The sequence below is a fragment of the Streptomyces sp. NPDC056503 genome (assembly GCF_042794995.1).
Taxonomy (GTDB): domain Bacteria; phylum Actinomycetota; class Actinomycetes; order Streptomycetales; family Streptomycetaceae; genus Streptomyces.
On the sequence record NZ_JBHTST010000113.1, the window covers coordinates 1 to 17,155 of the forward strand.

Genomic DNA, 17,155 nt, shown 5'->3' on the forward strand with positions numbered 1-17,155 from the left:
GCCGTCCCCGCCGGCCGCTCAGACGGCCGGCTCGGCCGTGGACGCGCCCGAGGCGATCCCGAAGGCCGGGTCCGGCACCGACGAGGGCTCGATCAGCTCCGACGGACGGCCGTCGACGCCGACCGGCACGTCCCCGTCGACGGTGACCCGGCGCAGCTTGCGGTCGTGGTCGCCGGAGTCGTCCACGCCGTAGTGCTGGGTGGCGCGGTTGTCCCAGATCGCGACGTCGCCGACCTGCCACTGCCAGCGCACGGTGTTCTCCGGACGCTCCACGTGCGTCTGGAAGAGCTCGACCAGCGCGCGGGAGTCGGCACCGGTCAGCCCGGTGATCCGCTGGACGAAGTTGCCGAGGAGCAGGGTGCGTTCGCCGGTCTCGGGGTGGACGCGGACGACCGGGTGCTCGGTGAGGAACTTCGTGGAGGCGAAGACGTCCCGGAAGCGGGCGAGCTGCTCCGGCACGGCGTCGGGGCGGAGCGCCGCGTAGTCGTACGCGTTGGAGTGGACGGCTCGCAGGCCGTCGGCGAGCCGCCGCAGGGGCTCGGGCAGGTTCTCGTACGCGGTGGCGGTGTTGGCCCACAGGGTGTTGCCGCCGTACGGCGGGACGACGACGGCCCGCAGGATGGAGAAGGCCGGATAGGCGGGGACGAAGGTGACGTCGGTGTGCCACTGGTTGGCGCGGCCGCCGTAGTCGGAGTCGATCGGGAAGGAGTAACGCCCGTCGGCCGACGGCACGGTGGGATGCGCGACCGGGGTGCCGAGGAGCCGGCCGAAGGCCTCGTGGGCCTCCTCGTCGAGGTGGTCCTGGCCGCGGAAGAACACGACCTTGTGGGCCAGGAGCGCCGAGCGGATCGCGGCGACGGTCTCCGGGTCGAGGTCGCCGCCGAGGCGGACGCCGGAGAGGACGGCACCGATGCGGCCGCCGAGCTTCTGCACGGTGAGGGCGGGCGCCGTGGTCGTGGCGGTGGCGGCGGCGGTGGCGGGCGCGGTGGTCGTGGTGGTCATGAGTGGTTCCTTCGAAGAGGGGTGCGGATGCGGAGGTGTGTGCGGGAAGCGGGGAGTCCCGGGTCCGGTGATTAATCCCGGAGCGGAAGAAATGAAGCGACGCGAAGCCCGGCCGGGGAGCGGGGCGTGCGGGGTATGCGGAGACCGCGGTGCGAGCGGGGATCGCGGGGCGGTGGAACGGCCCCGGGAGGGTCGCGAGGGTCAGGCGCCGGTGACGGCCGGACAAGAGGTGGTCGCGAACATGTCCAGGAGACTGGCAACGGCCCCGGGGCGGCGTCAAGCGGCCGCCCGCTGCCCGCGAGCCCGCCCGCAGTGGTTCAATCGGCGCCTGCCCGATCCGCGGGAGCACTCCCGTACCCCTCTCTGACCTGGGTGTTCGCCCTCGGGAGGGTGCTTCGGCGCAGCCGGCGCGGGCCCGCGCGCCGCCCTCCGGGGAATTCACGTCCCCGCAACAGAGAGGCAGAGATGACGAGTACGCCCCAGGGCTCCCGGATGGCCGGCGACGGACGGCGCGAGGCGAACGCGGCGACCGTCCTGCGGACCGTCCTCGACCACGGACCCGTCTCCCGAGGCGCCGTCGCCCGGCTCTCCGGTCTGAGCCCGGCCGCCGTCTCGCGCCAGGCCACCGACCTGACCCGGCTCGGACTCCTGCGGGAGCTGCCGGAACCCTCCGGCGGCGGGGGAGTGGGCCGGCCCAGGATCCCCGTCGACCTGCACCTCGGCGCCACCGGAGGGCCGGTCGTGGCCGGGGTGCATCTCGGCGTGCCCGGCTCGACGTTCGCGCTCGTGGACCTGCGCGGGCGGGTCCTCGCCCGACACCACCACCCGCACGCGCCGCTCGTGCCCGACCGGCTGCCCGGGACGGTCGGCGCCGAGCTGCGCGCCTTCCTCGGCCGGCACGCGGCGGGCCGGCCGCTGCTGGGGGTCGGGGCCGCGATCGGCGGCCGGGTCGACCCGGCGGCGGGCGTGGTCGTCCGGCACGACGCGCTGGGCTGGCACCGGCGGCCGTTCGCCGCCGAACTCTCCCGCGCCCTGGGCGGGCGCGCGGTCCGCCTCGACAACCACGCCCGCGCGATCGCCCAGTCGGAGATCCTCTTCGGCCGCCCGGCGGCCCGTCGGAGCCTGGTGCACCTCTTCGTCGGCAACGTCGTGGACGCCGCCGTCGGTCTCGCCGGCGTCGTCCACCAGGGGCCGGGCGGGGCCGCCGGCGACGTCGCCCACCTGCCCGTACCGGACTCCACCGCGCCCTGCCCGTGCGGCCGTTCGGGCTGCCTGGAGGCGACCGCGTCCAACACCGCGCTCGCGCGGACCGCCGTCCGGCGCGGGATCGTGCCCGAGGCCGACACCTCGCTCGTGGTCGACGCGGCCGCGGCCGGGGACCGGCGGGCCGACCGGCTGCTGCGCGAGCGGGCCAGGGCGGTGGGGCGGGCCCTCGCCCTGCTCCTCGACGTCCTCAACCCGGACCTCGTGGTCGTCACCGAGCAGGCGAGCGTCCTCGAACCGGACTACCTGGAGGAGATCCGGGGGGCCGCGATCGACCTCTCGCATGTCTGCGACGACCCCGAACGGATCGTCAGTCCACATGCCGGACCGGCCACGCTTCCTGTCGCGGCCGGCACCGTTCTGCTGAATCCCCTGTTCAGGAGGCCTCTTGAGACCCTCGAAGGACTCGGCCGATCAGAGATGCTCGACTGACCTTGTCTCAGAATGCGGTCACAGCCGGTTGACCGGCTCTCGAAGCCGCTGTCATATTGCTCCCGTGAATCCGGACATGCGCCTCATCTCCCGCAGGCACGTCGACCTCTGTCGACTCGCCAGCGCGGTCTGTGCCGTCCGCGTCTGATCCTCCGGCGCGGCCCACAGGGCCGCGGCCTTCGCCGCACCCCCGCTGACCAGGGCACACGCCCGCACACCCGCAGCGGTTCGCGGTCCGCGCCGCCGCTCCCGGCGGCCCCGGTGGTCCCTCGGCCCGTTCGTGCCGTCCCGTTGCCCCGCTTCCCGCAAGAGCGCCACGACCGACGCGCCTCCGTGCCGCGCCGCTCCCGTCGCTCCCCTCACTCCCGTCGCTCCCCTCACTCCCTTCGCTTCCCATCCCACCGCCCCCTTCCTCCTCGTCTCCTCGCCCCCGCCGCTCCTTTCGCTTCCGGACGCGCGCCCCCGTCCTCCTTCATTCCTCCCGCAGCGGAAGAAACCCCCTCCGCCGGGCGGCCCCGACCTCCTCCAGGCAGGCACCGATGACCGAGCTGTACCCCTCCGCGCCCTCCGCCCCCTCCCGGCGCACCGCCCTGCGCGCCGCCGGCGGCGGCACCCTGCTCCTCGGCCTGGGGCTCACCGGCTGCCGCTCGGCCGTCTCGGAAGCCACGGCACCCCGGGCCGGGGACGCCGCCGGGCCGAAGCGCGGCGGCACCCTCACCGTGGCCGTCAACACCGACTTCACCCCGAGCCTGCTCTTCGCCCAGAGCAACCAGTCGCTCCAGCAGCGGCTCGTCTACAACACGCTCACCCGCTACGACGACCGGCTGGAACCCCAGCCCGAGCTGGCCACCTCCTGGGAGTACGCCCCGGACGGCCGGTCCGTCACCCTCAAGCTGCGGACCGGCGTCGTCTTCCACGACGGCCGGCCCTTCACCGCGGACGACGTCGTCTTCGCCGTGAAGAACCTTCAGAACCCGCTCCGTGCCGCCCAGTTGAGGGCGACCGCCGCCGCCGTGACCGGATTCGAGAAGCGCGGCGACCACGAGCTGGTCCTCAAGCTCGCGCACCCGGTCGACAACCTCTTCGACCTCTTCGAGTTCATGATCATCACCGATCCGCACAGCGTCGAGGAGGCCGTCACCGGCAAGAGGCTCAACGGCACCGGCCCCTTCACGCTGACCGCCTGGCGCCCCGGCTCCGGCCTCACCCTCCAGCGGAACGAGAAGTACTGGCAGCCCGGACGCCCCTACCTCGACGGCGTCGAGATACGCGTCATCCCGCAGGCCGACGCCCTCGTCTCCTCCCTGCGCACCGGCCAGTCCCAGCTGTCGTACTCCGTCCCCGGCCGCAACCTCGCCGCCGTCGCGTCCGTGCCCGACCTGGTCGTCAGCGAGTACGCCACCGGCGGCGGCGCCTCCTACCTCGGCGTCAACACCTCCGTCGCCCCGCTCGACGACAAGACCGTCCGCCAGGCCCTCGCCTGGGCCGTCGACCGCGAGCGGATCCTGAAGCAGGTCCTCGGCGGCTACGGCCTCGCCTCCGCCACCCCCTGGCCCAAGTCCTCGCCCGCCTACACCGAGGCCGGCCGCACCCACTACCGCCACGACCCCGGCAAGGCCCGCGAACTCCTGAAGTCCGCCGGCCACACCCGCCTCGACCTCCCCCTCCTCCACGTCAACCTGCCCGGGGAGACCGCGCTCGCCGAGGCGATCCAGTACGACCTCAAGCAGATCGGCGTCCACGTCACCCTGGAGCCCACCGACGCGGCCACCGCCCAGAAGCACCTCATCTCCCAGTCCATGCCCGCCCTCTGGGCCATGGGCCACGGTTTCGCCCAGGTGCAGCCCTCCACCCTGGCCGTCAGCGCCTACCCCTTCAACACGGCCAAGAACACCTCCCGCTTCCGCTCGGAGGAGTACACCCGGGTCGTCCGCGAGGCCTGGACCAGCCGAGCCACCGGCGCCGAGGCCAACGCCCTGCGGCAGCGGGTCACCGACACCCTCCTCGACGAGGCGTTCATCATCGACCTCGCCATCCGGGGCAGCGTCCAGGTCGCCTCCAGGAAGCTGCGCGGCGCCACCCTCAACAAGTTCTCCTCGCTCAACCTCGACGACGCCTATCTGGCGGGCTGACATGAGCGGATACCTGCTGCGGAGGCTGCCCTCCGCCCTCCTCGTCCTCGCCGCCGCCTCCGTGCTCGCCTTCGGGATCCTGCGGCTCGTCCCCGGCGACCCCGCCGCCGTCCTCGCCGGACCCGACGCCGGACCCGAGGTCCAGGCCGCCATCCGGGACCGGCTCGGCCTCGACGACCCGCTGCCCGCCCAGTACCTCCACTGGATCGGCGGACTGCTCACCGGCGAGCTCGGCCCCTCCTACGTCATCGGCGGCGAGACCGCCGACCTCATCACCGACGGACTCGGCGCCACCGCCGAACTCACCCTCGGCGCCCTGCTGTTCGCCGTCGTCATCGGCGGCACCCTCGGCGTCCTGGGCGCCACCGCCCGCCGCCCCTGGGCGCGCGGCGCGGTCCGGGCCCTCACCACCGCGGCCCTCGCCGTACCCCCGTACGTCAGCGGCGTCCTCCTCGTCCTCCTCTTCGCCGTCTTCCTCGGCGTCCTGCCCCCCGGCGGCCGGATCCCCCTGCTGACCGCCCCCGACCTCGGCATCCAGTACCTGCTGCTGCCCGCCCTCTGCCTCGCGCTGCCCAGCGCCGCCGTCCTCGGCCGCTTCCTGGAGGACGGCCTCCGGCGGGCCCTCGCCGAGGACCACGTACGGACCGCGACCGCCGCCGGGATCGCCCCCCGCCGCATCCTGTGGCGCCACGCCCTGCCGCACGCCCTCCCGCCCGTCGTGACCCTGCTCGGCATCCAGACCGGCCACCTCCTCGGCGGCGCCGTCCTGGTGGAGGCGATCTTCGCCTGGCCCGGGCTCGGACAACTCGCCGAACAGGCCCTGGTCCGCCGCGACTACCCCGTCGTCCAGGACCTGCTGCTCCTCCTCGTCGCCGTCTTCGTCCTCGTCCAGCTCCTGTCCGACCTCGTCCACGCCTGGCTCGACCCCCGGATCAGGTGGGAGTGACCGCCATGACCACCGCCCTCCCCCGGCCCCCGGCTGCCCGCGCGCGCCACCCCTATCCGGCCGCCCTCGCCACCGCCCGGGGCCGTACCGGACTCGCCCTCGTCGGCCTGGTCGTCCTCGCCGGGCTCCTCGCCCCGCTCCTCGCCGGCCACCCGCCCACCGACCAGAGCGCCCTCACCCTCGCCCCCCTCGGCACCCCCGGCCACCCGCTCGGCACCGACGACCTCGGCCGCGACCTGCTCTCCCGGCTGCTGTACGGCATCCGCGCCGACCTCGGCATCATCGCGGTCGCCGTCCCGCTCGGCGCCGCCCTCGGCTGCCTCCTCGCCCTCGCGGCCACCGTCCACCCGGCCGCGGACACCGCCGTCCAGCGCGCCTTCGACCTGGTCCTCGCCTTCCCCGGGCTGATCCTCGCGCTCGCCGTCACCGCCGTCCTGGGCCCCGGTCGGCTCCCGGTGATCCTCGTCGTCGCCCTCGCGGAGATCCCCGTCTTCGGTCGCCTGCTGCGCACCGGGATCCTCGCCCAGCGCAGCCGCGAATACGTCACCGCCGCCCGGGTCGGCGGCACCTCGGCCCGCCGGATCCTCACCCGGCACGTCCTGCCCAACGCCGCCGACCCGCTCGTCGTCCAGTTCGCCGTCTCCCTCACCGTCGCCGTCTTCCTCGAAGGAGCCATGAGCTTCCTCGGCGTCGGCGTCCGGCCTCCCGAACCCACCCTCGGCGCCGTCCTCAGCCAGTCCATGCCCCACCTCGCCCAGGCCCCGCACTTCGCCGCGGGGCCGCTCGTCACCGTGACCGCGCTCGTCCTCGGCCTCTCCCTCGTCGCGGAGGCACTGAACCGGGAGATCCGCCGATGACCGCCGCCCCCCTGCTGGACGTCCGCGACCTCGACGTCACCTTCACCTCGCCCGACGGCGCCGCCCTGCGCGTCGTCCGGGGCGTCTCCTTCACCCTGCGCCGGGGCGAGACCGTCGCCGTCGTCGGCGAGTCCGGCTCCGGCAAGTCCACCACCGCCCTCGCCCTGCTCCGCATGCTCCCCGGCACCGGCCGCATCACCGGCGGCTCCGTCCTCCTCGACGGCACCGACCTCACGGCCGCCTCCGAGGAGGAGCTGCGGGCCGTCCGCGGCACCCGCGTCGGAATGGTCTTCCAGGACCCGATGACGGCCCTCAACCCCGTCCTCACCGTCGGCCGCCACCTCGACGAGGTCCTCCGTGCCCACGGCGGCCGGGACCGGGCCGCCCGCCGGGCCCGCGCCCTCGAACTCCTCGGCCTCGTCGGCATCCCCGACCCGGAACGGCGCCTCGACGACCACCCGCACCAGTTCTCCGGCGGCCAGCGGCAGCGGATCCTCATCGCCATGGCCCTCGCCGGCGAACCCGACGTCCTCCTCGCCGACGAACCCACCACCGCCCTCGACGCCACCGTCCAGGACCAGATCCTCACCCTGCTCGGCGAGCTGACCCGCACCACCGGCACCGCCCTCCTCCTGATCACCCACAACCTCGGCGTCGTCGCCCGCACCTGCGAGCGCGTCCTCGTCCTCTACGGCGGCACCGTCGTCGAGGACGGCCCCACCGCCGAAGTCCTGGCCCGGCCCCGACACCCGTACACCGCCGGACTGCTCGCCGCCGTGCCCCGCCTCTCCACCCCCTCCGGCACCCGCCTCACCGGCATCCCCGGCAGCCCGCCCGACCTGCGGCTCCCGCTCGCCGGCTGCGCCTTCGCCGCCCGCTGCCCCCTCGTCGAGGACCGCTGCCACACCGCCGCGCCGCCGCTCACCGCGCTCACCGACACCGTGCGCGCCGCCTGCCACCCGGCCGCCGAGCGGACCGCGCCGCTGCCCCCGCCCTCGCCGCCGACACGCGTCGACCGGCCCGCGCCCGGCGCGGTGGTCCTCGCGGCCGAGGGCCTGCGCAAGACCTACCGGACCCGCGGCCGGCACCGGCACACCGCCCTGGACGAGGTCTCCCTGACCCTGCGCGAGGGCGAGACCCTCGGCATCGTCGGCGAGTCCGGCTCCGGCAAGTCCACCCTGGCCCGGATCCTCGCCCACGCCCACCCCGCCGACGCCGGCCGGCTCGTCCTCGACGGCCGCGACGTCACCCGGCCCGGCCGCGCCGACCTGCGCGCCGTCCGCCGCCGGGTCCAGATGGTCTTCCAGGACCCGTACGCCTCGCTCGACCCGCGCATGACCGCGGGCGACATCGTCGCCGAGCCGCTGCGCGCCTTCGGCATCGGCACCGCCGCCGACCGGCCCGCCCGCGTCGCCGGACTCCTGCGCCGCGTCGGGCTCGACCCGTCCTCCGCCGACCGGCTGCCGCGCTCCTTCTCCGGCGGCCAGCGGCAGCGCATCGGCATCGCCCGCGCCCTCGCCCCCGAACCCGCCGTCCTCATCTGCGACGAACCCGTCTCCGCCCTCGACGTCTCCGTCCAGGCGCAGATCACCGGACTCCTCGCCGACCTCCAGCGGGACCTCGGCCTCGCCCTGGTCTTCATCGCGCACGACCTCGCCGTCGTCCGCCAGGTCAGCCACCGGATCGCCGTGATGCACGAGGGCCGGATCGTCGAGGAGGGCGACGCCGACACGGTCTGCGAGCGGCCGCGCGCCGCGTACACTCGCGCCCTGCTCGCCGCCGTACCGGAGCCCGTCCCGACCCCCGTGGCCGTGCCCGCCGGGAAGGTGGCCGTGTGAACGCCTGCTGCGCCCCCGGCCGGCCCCACGCCGCCGGCGCCCCCGGCGGACACCACGCCGCCGCCGGCGCGCCCGGCGGCCCCGTCCTCCTCGGCGTGCCCGCCGTCCGGACCGCCCCGCCGCCGCACGTCATGGTCGGACTCCCGGGCGGCACCTTCCGGATGGGCGACGCCTTCGGCGAGGGCTACCCCACCGACCACGAGGGCCCGGTCCGCGAGGTCTCCGTCGCCCCCTTCGCCCTCGACACCACCGCCGTCACCAACGCCCGCTTCGCCGCCTTCACCGCCGCCACCGGCCACCGCACCGACGCCGAACGGCACGGCTCCTCCTTCGTCTTCCACCTCCGGCTCCCTCCGGACGCCGGGCGGCACGTCCTCGGCCGGGTCGCCGGCGCCCCCTGGTGGCTCGCCGTCGAAGGCGCCTCCTGGCACGCCCCCGAAGGTCCCGGCTCCGACGTCGGCGACCGCGCCGACCACCCCGTCGTGCACGTCAGCCACGGCGACGCCCTCGCCTACTGCGCCTGGGCCGGCCTCCGGCTGCCCACCGAGGCCGAGTGGGAGTACGCCGCCAGGGGCGGGCTCGACGGCGCCCGCTACCCCTGGGGCGACGACCTCACCCCCGGCGGCGAGGAACGGTGCAACACCTGGCGCGGCGACTTCCCGCACCGCTCCGACCGCCCCGGCGGCGCCACCGGAACCGTCCCCGTCACCGCGTACGAACCCAACGGCTACGGCCTCCACAACATGGCCGGCAACGTCTGGGAATGGTGCGCCGACCCCTGGGACCGGGCCGGCCGGGAGCGCGTCATCCGCGGCGGCTCGTACCTCTGCCACGCCTCGTACTGCAACCGGTACCGCGTCGCCGCCCGCTCCCACAACACCCCGGACTCCTCGACCGGCCACGGCGGCTTCCGCTGCGCCCGCTCGCTCACCACGGAAGGAACCGCCCGCCCATGAGCCCCGGCACCCGCCCCGACCCCTACGAGGGCTTCCCCGGCCGTGTCGGCCGCACCTTCGCCGACTCCACGCCCGACTGGCCGGAGCGCACGACCCCGCCCGCCGGAGCCCCGAACATCGTCGTCGTCCTCGTCGACGACATGGGCTACAGCGACATCGGCCCCTTCGGCTCGGAGATCCCCACCCCGGTCCTGGACCGCCTCGCCGAGGACGGCGTACGCCTCGGCAACTACCACACCATGCCGCTCTGCTCGCCCGCCCGCGCCGCGCTCCTCACCGGACTCAACCCGCACCGCGTCGGCTACGCCATGGTCGCCAACTCCGACCCCGGCTTCCCCGGTTACGGAATGGAGATCGCCGACTCCGTCCCCACCCTCGCCGAACTCCTCCACGACGCCGGCTACGCCACCTACGCCGTCGGCAAGTGGCACCTGGTCCGCGACTCCGCCTCCAACGCCGCCGACGACCGCGCCAACTGGCCGCTCCAGAAGGGCTTCGACCAGTACTACGGCGTCCTCGAAGGGCTCACCAGCCTCTTCCACCCGCACCAGCTCGTCCGCGACAACAGCCCCCTGGACATCGACGAGTTCCCCGACGGCTACTACTACACCGACGACATCACCGACCAGGCGATCTCCATGGTGAAGTCGCTGCGCGCCCACGACCCCGACAAGCCCTTCCTCCTCTACCTCGCCCACAACGCCGTCCACGGCCCCCTCCAGGCCAAGCCCGAGGACATCGCCCGCCACCGGGGCCGCTACGACGACGGCTGGGACGCCCTGCGCGAGCGCCGCTTCGCCGCCCAGACCGCCGCCGGACTCTTCCCGCCCGGCACCGAACTCCCCGAACGCAACAGCGAGTCGGGACACGACGTACCCGCCTGGGACAGCCTCCCGGAGGACCGGCAGCGGCTCTACGCCCGCTACATGGAGGTGTACGCCGCCCTCGTCGACAACATCGACCGGAACCTCGGCCGGCTCACCGACACCCTCGCCGCGCTCGGCGAACTCGACAACACCGTCATCGTCTTCACCTCCGACAACGGCGGCACCGGCGAAGGCGGCCGCGAAGGCACCCGCTCCTACTTCAGCCGCTTCGTCCACCACCCCCGCCTCCCCGGCGACTGGGACCCCGACGTCGACCGCGACCCCGAGCTCATCGGCGGCCCGCGCAGCCTCGTCCACTACCCGCGCGGCTGGGGCATGGCCTCCAACACCCCCTTCCGCCTCTACAAGGGCCACACCTACGCGGGCGGCGTCCGCGTCCCCCTCGTCCTCTCCTGGCCCGAAGGCGTCCGGACCGGCCGGCTCGCCCCCGGCATCCGCCCGCAGTACCAGTACGTCACCGACCTCGCCCCCACCCTCCTCGACCTCGCCGGCGTCGCCCGCCCGGAGACCCGCCGCCGCGTCCCCGTCCAGGAACCCGACGGCACCAGCTTCGCCCCCGTCCTCGCCGACCCCGCCCACGCCTCCACCCACCCCGAGCAGTACTGCGAGATGACCGGCAACCGCAGCCACTACCGCGACGGCCACAAACTCGTCACCCTGCACCGCCCCGGCACCCCCTACGACGACGCCGAGTGGGCGCTGTACGACATCCGGGCCGACCCCACGGAGATCCACGACCTCGCCGCCGAACGCCCCGGTCTCGTCAAGGAACTCGCCGCCGCCTGGGAGGAGGCCGCCTGGCGCAACGGCGTCTTCCCGCTCCCCGACCACAGCGGCGCCCTCGCCCGCCGCAACCCCGCGGAGCGGCGGCTCGCCCGCCCCCTCACCCTGCTGCCCGGCACCCCCGAGCTGGAGCGCTACCGCTCCTCCCGGCTCGTCTCGCTGCGCTCGTTCGCGGTCGAGGTCGTCCTCGACGAGCCCGGCGAGGGCGTCCTCGTCTCCCACGGCGACCAGGGCGGCGGCTACGGCCTCTACGTCGAGGACGGCCGGCTGACCTTCGCCTACAACGAGTACGGGCACCTCCACGAGACCGACGCCGGACCCCTCGGCCCCGGCCCCCACACCGTCGTCCTCGCCGCCACCGCCGAGGAGGGCCTGCGCTGGCGCTTCACCGTCGCCGTCGACGGCGAGGAGCGGGCCGCGCCCGACAGCGTCCACCAGCTCGTCGGCATGGCGCCCTTCCAGGGCATCAGCGTCGGCGTCGACCGCAAGTCGCCGGTCTCCTGGCCGCTGTACGAGCGCCACCGGTCGTTCCGCCACAGCGGCGGGATCCGTACCGTCACCTACCGGCCCGGCGCCCCCGGGCCCGATTCCCCCGAAGCGGTCGCCGCCGCTCTGGAGGAGGCCGCCGCCGCCTTCGAGTAGGAGCCGTCACCCACCCGGCCGGGCGGCGAGGGCGTCCAGGGTCTCGTCCAGCGTCGTCGCCGCCATGATGAGCGACAGGTGCGTGAACGCCTGCGGGAAGTTGCCCAGTTGCTCGCCGCTCGGCCCGATCTCCTCCGCGAACAGACCGACGTGGTTGGCGTACGTGAGCATCTTCTCGAAGGCGAACCGCGCCTGCCGCACCCGGCCCGCCCGCGCCAGCGCGTCCACGTACAGGAAGGTGCAGAGGCTGAACGTGCCCTCGGCGCCCCGCAGCCCGTCCGGCGCGGCACCCGGGTCGTAGCGGTGCACCAGGTTGTCCCGGACCAGCCCCCGCTCGATCGCGTCCAGGGTGCTCAGCCACACCGGATCCGTCGGAGCGAGCAGCCCGGTCCTCGGGATCAGCAGCAGCGAGGCGTCGAGCACGTCCCCGCCGAAGTACTGGGTCAGCGCCTTCCGCCGGTCGCTCCACCCCCGCCGCATCACCTGCGCGAAGATCTCGTCCCGCGCCGCCCGCCAGGTGTCCAGGGCGGCCGGCCGGCCGAACTCCTCCGCCAGCCGCAGCCCCCGGTCGAAGGCGACCCACGACATCACCCGGCTGAAGGTGAAGTCCCTGCGACCGCCCCGCGTCTCCCAGATCCCCTCGTCGGGCGCGTCCCACGCGTCGGCCAGCCAGTCGAGCAGCCCCGACACGGCCCGCCACCCCTCGTACGTCGGCTGGATGTCCTGGCCGCCGCCCTGCGCCAGCGCGTACATCGCCTCGCCGAAGATGTCGAGCTGGAGCTGGTCCGCCGCCGCGTTCCCCACCCGCACCGGCGCCGAACCCCGGTACCCCTCGAACTCCGACAGCACCTCCTCCGGCAGCCACGGGTCCCCGTCCACCCGGTACATGATCTGCAGCGGCCGCCCGCCCGCCGGACCCGCCGACCGCTCGGCGACCCGCGCCGTCAGCCAGTCCGTGAAGGCGGCCGCCTCCTCCGCGAAGCCCAGGTCGAGCAGGGCCCGCACCGCCAGCGAGCCGTCCCGCACCCAGGTGTAGCGGTAGTCCCAGTTCCGCTCGCCGCCGACCTGCTCCGGCAGCCCCAGCGTCGGCGCCGCGATCGGCGCCCCCGACGGCAGGTACGTCAGCAGCTTCAGCGTGATCGCCGACCGGTGCACCATGTCGGGCCAGCGCCCCCGGTACCGCGCGGTGCGCACCCACCGCTGCCAGAAGTCCACCGCCTCCCACAGCGAGGCCTCGGCCTCCCGCACGTCCGGCAGCGGCGGCGGGTCGACCTCGGGGCGGTCCACGGTGAAGGACGCCCCGGCGACCTGCCCCTCGGACAGCTCCAGACGGCCCCGCACGTCGTACGGCCCGTCCCGCTCCAGCGGCACGTTCGACTGGAGGAAGCCCGCCATCGCCGCCGAGCGGAAGGACGCGGTGCGGCCGTCGAGCCGGACGTCGTGCGGGGTCCGCCCGAAACCGAACCGGGGCCGGCACTCCAGCGTGAACGCGACGGTGCCCCGGGTGCACCGCATCACCCGCATCAGGGTGTGCCGGTCCGTCGGCCGACCGGTCCGGTCCGGCGGCATCCAGTCCATCAACTCGCCCACCCCGTCGGGGGACATGAACCGGGTCACCAGCATCGCCGTGTCCGGATAGTAGAGCTGCTTGACCGTCACGTCCGGACCGTCCACCGAGAGCCGGAAGTAGCCGCCCCGGTCGTGGTCCAGGAGCGCGGAGAAGACGCCCGGCGAGTCGAAACGGGGCGCCGCGAACCAGTCCACGACGCCCTCGTCCGAGATCAGCGCGGCGGTCTGCAGATCCCCCACCAGACCGTGTTCGGCGATGAGCGGATAGCGCTTCATCCCCCCACTATCCGCGATCGTCCGCCGGAGCGCCCCGCCGACGAGATGCCGCAGCCGCCCGGCGGGAGCACCATGGACGGAGAACGGAGAAACGGCACGGAGAGACGGAGCACAGCCGGCTCGGGGACCTGCCTATCCGGACCTGGCGAGGCCATGAAAGCAACGCCCACGGCCCAACGGCGCCGCCCAGCGAAGCAGAGCAGCCTCTACCGACTCGGGCACTGGTGCGCCCGCCACTTCGTCATCGTGGTGGTCCTGTGGCTCGCCGCCCTCGTCGGACTCCAGATCACCGACCGGGCCGTCGGCGGCCAGTACTCCGACGACTTCGACCTCCCCGGCGCGCAGTCCTCCGACGGCCTGACCGTCCTGGAGGCGCACGACCCGGCGGCAGGCGGCTACGGCGCCCAGATCGTCCTCAACGACCCGTCCAAGCCGCTCACCGAAGAGGCGTCCACCGTGAACTCGACGGTCGCCGCCCTGGAGAAGCTGCCGGACGTCATCGGCGCCCAGAACCCGCTGCCGCCGCCCGGCAGCACCCCGCCCCCGGCCTCCTCCACCACCCCGAACACGGGCCCGCTGTCCACCGACGGCAAGACCGCCTACATCACGGTCCGCTTCAGCGTGCCGCCCTCCACGCTCGGCACCGACTACCTGACCGGCGTCGACAGCGCCGTACAGCCGCTCCGGGACGCGGGCGTCACCGTGGAGTACGGCGGCCCGCTCGGCGAACTCGCCCGGCCCGCCGCCGACGACCGCACCAGCGAGGCCATCGGCTTCGCCGTCGCCATCGTGGTCCTCCTGATCGGCTTCGGCAGCGTCATCGGCGCCGTGCTGCCGCTGATCACCGCCCTCATCGGGGCGATCTGCGGGCTCGCCCTGCTCGGCCTCATGGCCGCCGCCTTCACCTTCGGCACCGTCTCACCGACCCTGGCCACCATGATCGGCCTCGGCGTCGGCATCGACTACGCGCTGTTCCTGATCACCCGCCACCGGCAGAACCTCATGAACGGCCACGATCCCGCCGACTCCGCCGGCCTGGCGACCACCACCAGCGGGCGGGCCGTCCTCGTCTCCGGCTGCACGGTCGTCATCGCCCTGTCGGGCCTGTGGGTCTCCGGAGTCACCTTCATCGGCAAACTGGGCCTGGCGGCGGCCTTCACCGTCGTCACCGCGGTCCTCGCCGCCCTCACCCTCGTCCCCGCCCTGCTCGGCCTCGTCGGCCGCCGCATCGACCGCTACCACGTCCGCAAGCCGGTCGCCGAGACCGACGCCGAGCCCGGAGCCGAAGCCCACGGCACCTGGCACCGCTACGCCCAGCGGGTCGAGCGGCGCCCCTGGTACTTCCTCGTCGGCGGCGTCATCGCCCTGCTGATCCTGGCCTTCCCGCTGCTCTTCATCCAGCTCGGCCACATCGGCGACGGCGCCGACCCGAAGTCCTTCACCGACCGCCGCGCCTACGACCTGATCTCCACCGCCTTCGGTCCCGGCGCCAACGGCCCCCTCACCCTGGTCGTCGACCAGTCCGCCGTGCCCTCCGCCGACCGGGCCGCGCTCGCCACCAGCCTCCAGAAGGCGCTCACCGGCGTGCCCGACGCGGCCTCCGTCACCCCGCTGAAGGCCACCTCCGACGGCGACGTCCTCGTCGGCACCGCCTACTCGGTCGCCTCCCCGCAGGACGAACGGACCACCGAGCTCACCAACCACCTCGTCGACGACGTCCTCCCGGGGGCCGTGGCCGGCACCGACGCGCAGACCTACGTCACCGGCACGACCGCCGCCCAGGTCGACTTCCTCGACATCGTCTCCAGCCGGCTGCCGCTGATCATCGCCGTCGTCGTCGCCCTCGCCTTCCTGGTGATCCTCATCGTCTTCCGCGGCCTTCTCGTCGCCGTCAAGGCCGCCGTCCTCAACGTGCTCTCCATCGCCGCCTCCTACGGCGTCGTCGTCGCCGTCTTCCAGTGGGGCTGGGGCGGGCCCGCGCTCGGCGTCTCCGGCAAGGTCCCGATCGAGAGCTACGTGCCGATGATGATGTTCGCGATCGTCTTCGGCCTCAGCATGGACTACGAGATCTTCCTGCTCTCCCGGGTCCGCGAGGCCTGGCTGCGCACCGGCGACTCCAAGGCGAGCGTCGCCCACGCCCTGGAGATCACGGCCCGGGTGATCACCTGCGCCGCCCTCATCATGGTGAGCGTCTTCGCCGCCTTCATCGTCTCCGACAACATCGTCGTCAAGATGCTCGGCCTGGGCCTCGCCGCCAGCGTCCTCATCGACGCGACGGTGGTGCGGCTCCTCCTGGTGCCCGCGGTGCTGACCCTGCTCGGCCGGCACGCCTGGTGGACCCCGCGCTGGCTCGACCGGATCCTGCCCCACCTCGACACCGAGGGCGAGGAGGCCGTCAAGCGCGACGAGGCCGCCACGGTCCCGCCCGCCCGGTGAGGTCCCGCCGCCCACCGAGGAGCAGCCGGTGAGGTCCTGCCTGGTAGGGGACCCCGCCCGGTGGGGTCCCGCCTGGTGGGGTCCCGCCCGCCCCGTGGAAACCCGGCGCCCCGAGGCCTCCGGCGGGGCAGAATGCGGCCATGATCCAGAACGACGACCGCACCCAGGTGCCCTCCGCCGGCGTGGACGAGCGCACCACGCTCACCGCCATGCTCCAGTTCCAGCGCGACACCCTCGCGCTCAAGTGCGCCGGGCTCACCCCCGACCAGCTCAAGGAGCGCGCCGTGCCGCCCTCCGCGCTCTCCCTCCTCGGCCTGGTCAGGCACACCGCCGAGGTCGAGCGCGGCTGGTTCCGCAACGTCCTCGCGGGGGAGGGGAGCCGCAGCCCCTGGACCTCGCCCGGCGCCACCGAGTGGGCCGACTTCGACGTCGAACACGCCGACGCCGAGGCCGACTTCGCCGTCTGGCGCGCCGAGTGCGCCCGCTCCCGCGCGATCGTCGACGCGGCGGACTCCCTCGACGCCACCGGGAGCCTGGGGGAGGAGACGTACTCGGTCCGCTACGTCCTCGCCCACATGATCGAGGAGTACGCCCGGCACAACGGCCACGCGGACCTGCTCCGCGAGCGCATCGACGGCGCGACGGGGGAGTGAGGGCACCGTGACGCCCGACCGGCACCCCGAGGTCACCGAGGCGATCGCCGGTGAGCGCCGCCTCCACGACCCCGCCGTCCGCCTCTCCCGGCCGCTCGCCGAGGCCCTGTTCGACCCCGGGTTCACCGAGGTCGGGGCCTCGGGGCGGCGATGGACGTACGAGGACATGCTCGCCGCCCTGCCCGAGCTGGACGGCGGCGAGGACGGGCCGCCCATCGTCGCCGAGGCGTTCGCCGGCACGGTCCTGGCCCCCGGGGTCGTCCACCTCACCTACGAGACCGTCATCGACGGCCGCCGTGCCCGCCGTTCGTCGCTCTGGCGCCGCGACCCCGCCGGCACGCTCCGCCTCTACTACCACCAGGGCACCCCGGTCCCGGAGGGGACGGCGCGGCCGTAGGCGTCCGTCCCGCGGCCCCCGGCCCCGCCGTCCCGGTGCCGGGACGCCCCGGCCGTACGGGCGGTGCTCCGGCGCCGGAAGCGGCC

General features: G+C 74.4%; 13 protein-coding genes. 11 read left to right on the forward strand and 2 right to left on the reverse strand.

Features of this window, described 5'->3' with window-relative positions:
* Window positions 1–18 precede the first annotated feature (18 nt).
* The gene (locus tag ACFQ8C_RS27615; RefSeq protein ID WP_383462350.1) at window positions 19–1,002 is read right to left on the reverse strand and encodes a TauD/TfdA dioxygenase family protein; all 984 of its coding nucleotides are present in this window, start codon (window positions 1,000–1,002) and stop codon (window positions 19–21) included.
* A gap of 465 nt (window positions 1,003–1,467) precedes the next feature.
* On the opposite strand from ACFQ8C_RS27615, the gene ACFQ8C_RS27620 reads away from it, so the two are divergent.
* The 8 genes from ACFQ8C_RS27620 to ACFQ8C_RS27655 all read left to right on the forward strand — a co-directional run bounded on the left by ACFQ8C_RS27620 (window position 1,468) and on the right by ACFQ8C_RS27655 (window position 11,738).
* On the forward strand, window positions 1,468–2,697 hold the full coding sequence (locus ACFQ8C_RS27620; protein ID WP_383462352.1) for an ROK family protein: 1,230 nt from the start codon (window positions 1,468–1,470) through the stop codon (window positions 2,695–2,697).
* Window positions 2,698–2,773: 76 nt separating this feature from the next.
* Entirely contained in the window at window positions 2,774–2,845 is a 72-nt protein-coding gene (locus ACFQ8C_RS27625; protein WP_359521833.1) for a putative leader peptide, read from the forward strand.
* A 391-nt stretch (window positions 2,846–3,236) separates the two neighbouring features.
* Window positions 3,237–4,829 (forward strand): ABC transporter substrate-binding protein, encoded by a 1,593-nt coding sequence (locus tag ACFQ8C_RS27630; RefSeq protein WP_383462354.1) that lies wholly within the window; start codon window positions 3,237–3,239, stop codon window positions 4,827–4,829.
* A 1-nt stretch (window position 4,830) separates the two neighbouring features.
* Entirely contained in the window at window positions 4,831–5,775 is a 945-nt protein-coding gene (locus tag ACFQ8C_RS27635) for an ABC transporter permease (RefSeq protein ID WP_383462356.1), read from the forward strand.
* A 5-nt stretch (window positions 5,776–5,780) separates the two neighbouring features.
* Window positions 5,781–6,632 (forward strand): ABC transporter permease, encoded by an 852-nt coding sequence (locus ACFQ8C_RS27640; protein WP_383462358.1) that lies wholly within the window; start codon window positions 5,781–5,783, stop codon window positions 6,630–6,632.
* Window positions 6,629–8,470: an ABC transporter ATP-binding protein gene (locus ACFQ8C_RS27645; RefSeq protein WP_383462361.1), complete on the forward strand. Its 1,842-nt coding sequence runs from the start codon at window positions 6,629–6,631 to the stop codon at window positions 8,468–8,470. The genes ACFQ8C_RS27640 and ACFQ8C_RS27645 overlap by 4 nt, the downstream gene beginning before the upstream one ends.
* 131 nt (window positions 8,471–8,601) lie before the next feature.
* Complete coding sequence (locus ACFQ8C_RS27650) at window positions 8,602–9,426, forward strand: formylglycine-generating enzyme family protein (protein ID WP_383462391.1); 825 nt, start codon at window positions 8,602–8,604, stop codon at window positions 9,424–9,426.
* A complete protein-coding gene (locus ACFQ8C_RS27655) occupies window positions 9,423–11,738 on the forward strand; it encodes an arylsulfatase (RefSeq protein WP_383462362.1) in 2,316 nt (771 codons plus the stop codon). The genes ACFQ8C_RS27650 and ACFQ8C_RS27655 overlap by 4 nt, the downstream gene beginning before the upstream one ends.
* 6 nt (window positions 11,739–11,744) lie before the next feature.
* On the opposite strand, the gene ACFQ8C_RS27660 is transcribed toward ACFQ8C_RS27655, so the two are convergent.
* Window positions 11,745–13,583, reverse strand: coding sequence for a glycoside hydrolase family 15 protein (locus ACFQ8C_RS27660; protein ID WP_383462364.1), 1,839 nt, complete (start codon window positions 13,581–13,583; stop codon window positions 11,745–11,747).
* Window positions 13,584–13,736: 153 nt separating this feature from the next.
* On the opposite strand from ACFQ8C_RS27660, the gene ACFQ8C_RS27665 reads away from it, so the two are divergent.
* The 3 genes from ACFQ8C_RS27665 (at window position 13,737) to ACFQ8C_RS27675 (ending at window position 17,069) form a co-directional block, all read left to right on the forward strand.
* Window positions 13,737–16,019, forward strand: coding sequence for an MMPL family transporter (locus ACFQ8C_RS27665; RefSeq protein WP_383462366.1), 2,283 nt, complete (start codon window positions 13,737–13,739; stop codon window positions 16,017–16,019).
* A 140-nt stretch (window positions 16,020–16,159) separates the two neighbouring features.
* Window positions 16,160–16,672 carry a DinB family protein gene (locus ACFQ8C_RS27670; RefSeq protein ID WP_383462367.1) on the forward strand — a complete coding sequence of 171 codons (513 nt, stop codon included), beginning with the start codon at window positions 16,160–16,162 and terminating at the stop codon, window positions 16,670–16,672.
* Window positions 16,673–16,679: 7 nt separating this feature from the next.
* Window positions 16,680–17,069, forward strand: a complete 390-nt coding sequence (locus tag ACFQ8C_RS27675; protein ID WP_383462369.1) for a DUF4440 domain-containing protein — start codon at window positions 16,680–16,682, stop codon at window positions 17,067–17,069.
* Window positions 17,070–17,155 lie beyond the last annotated feature (86 nt).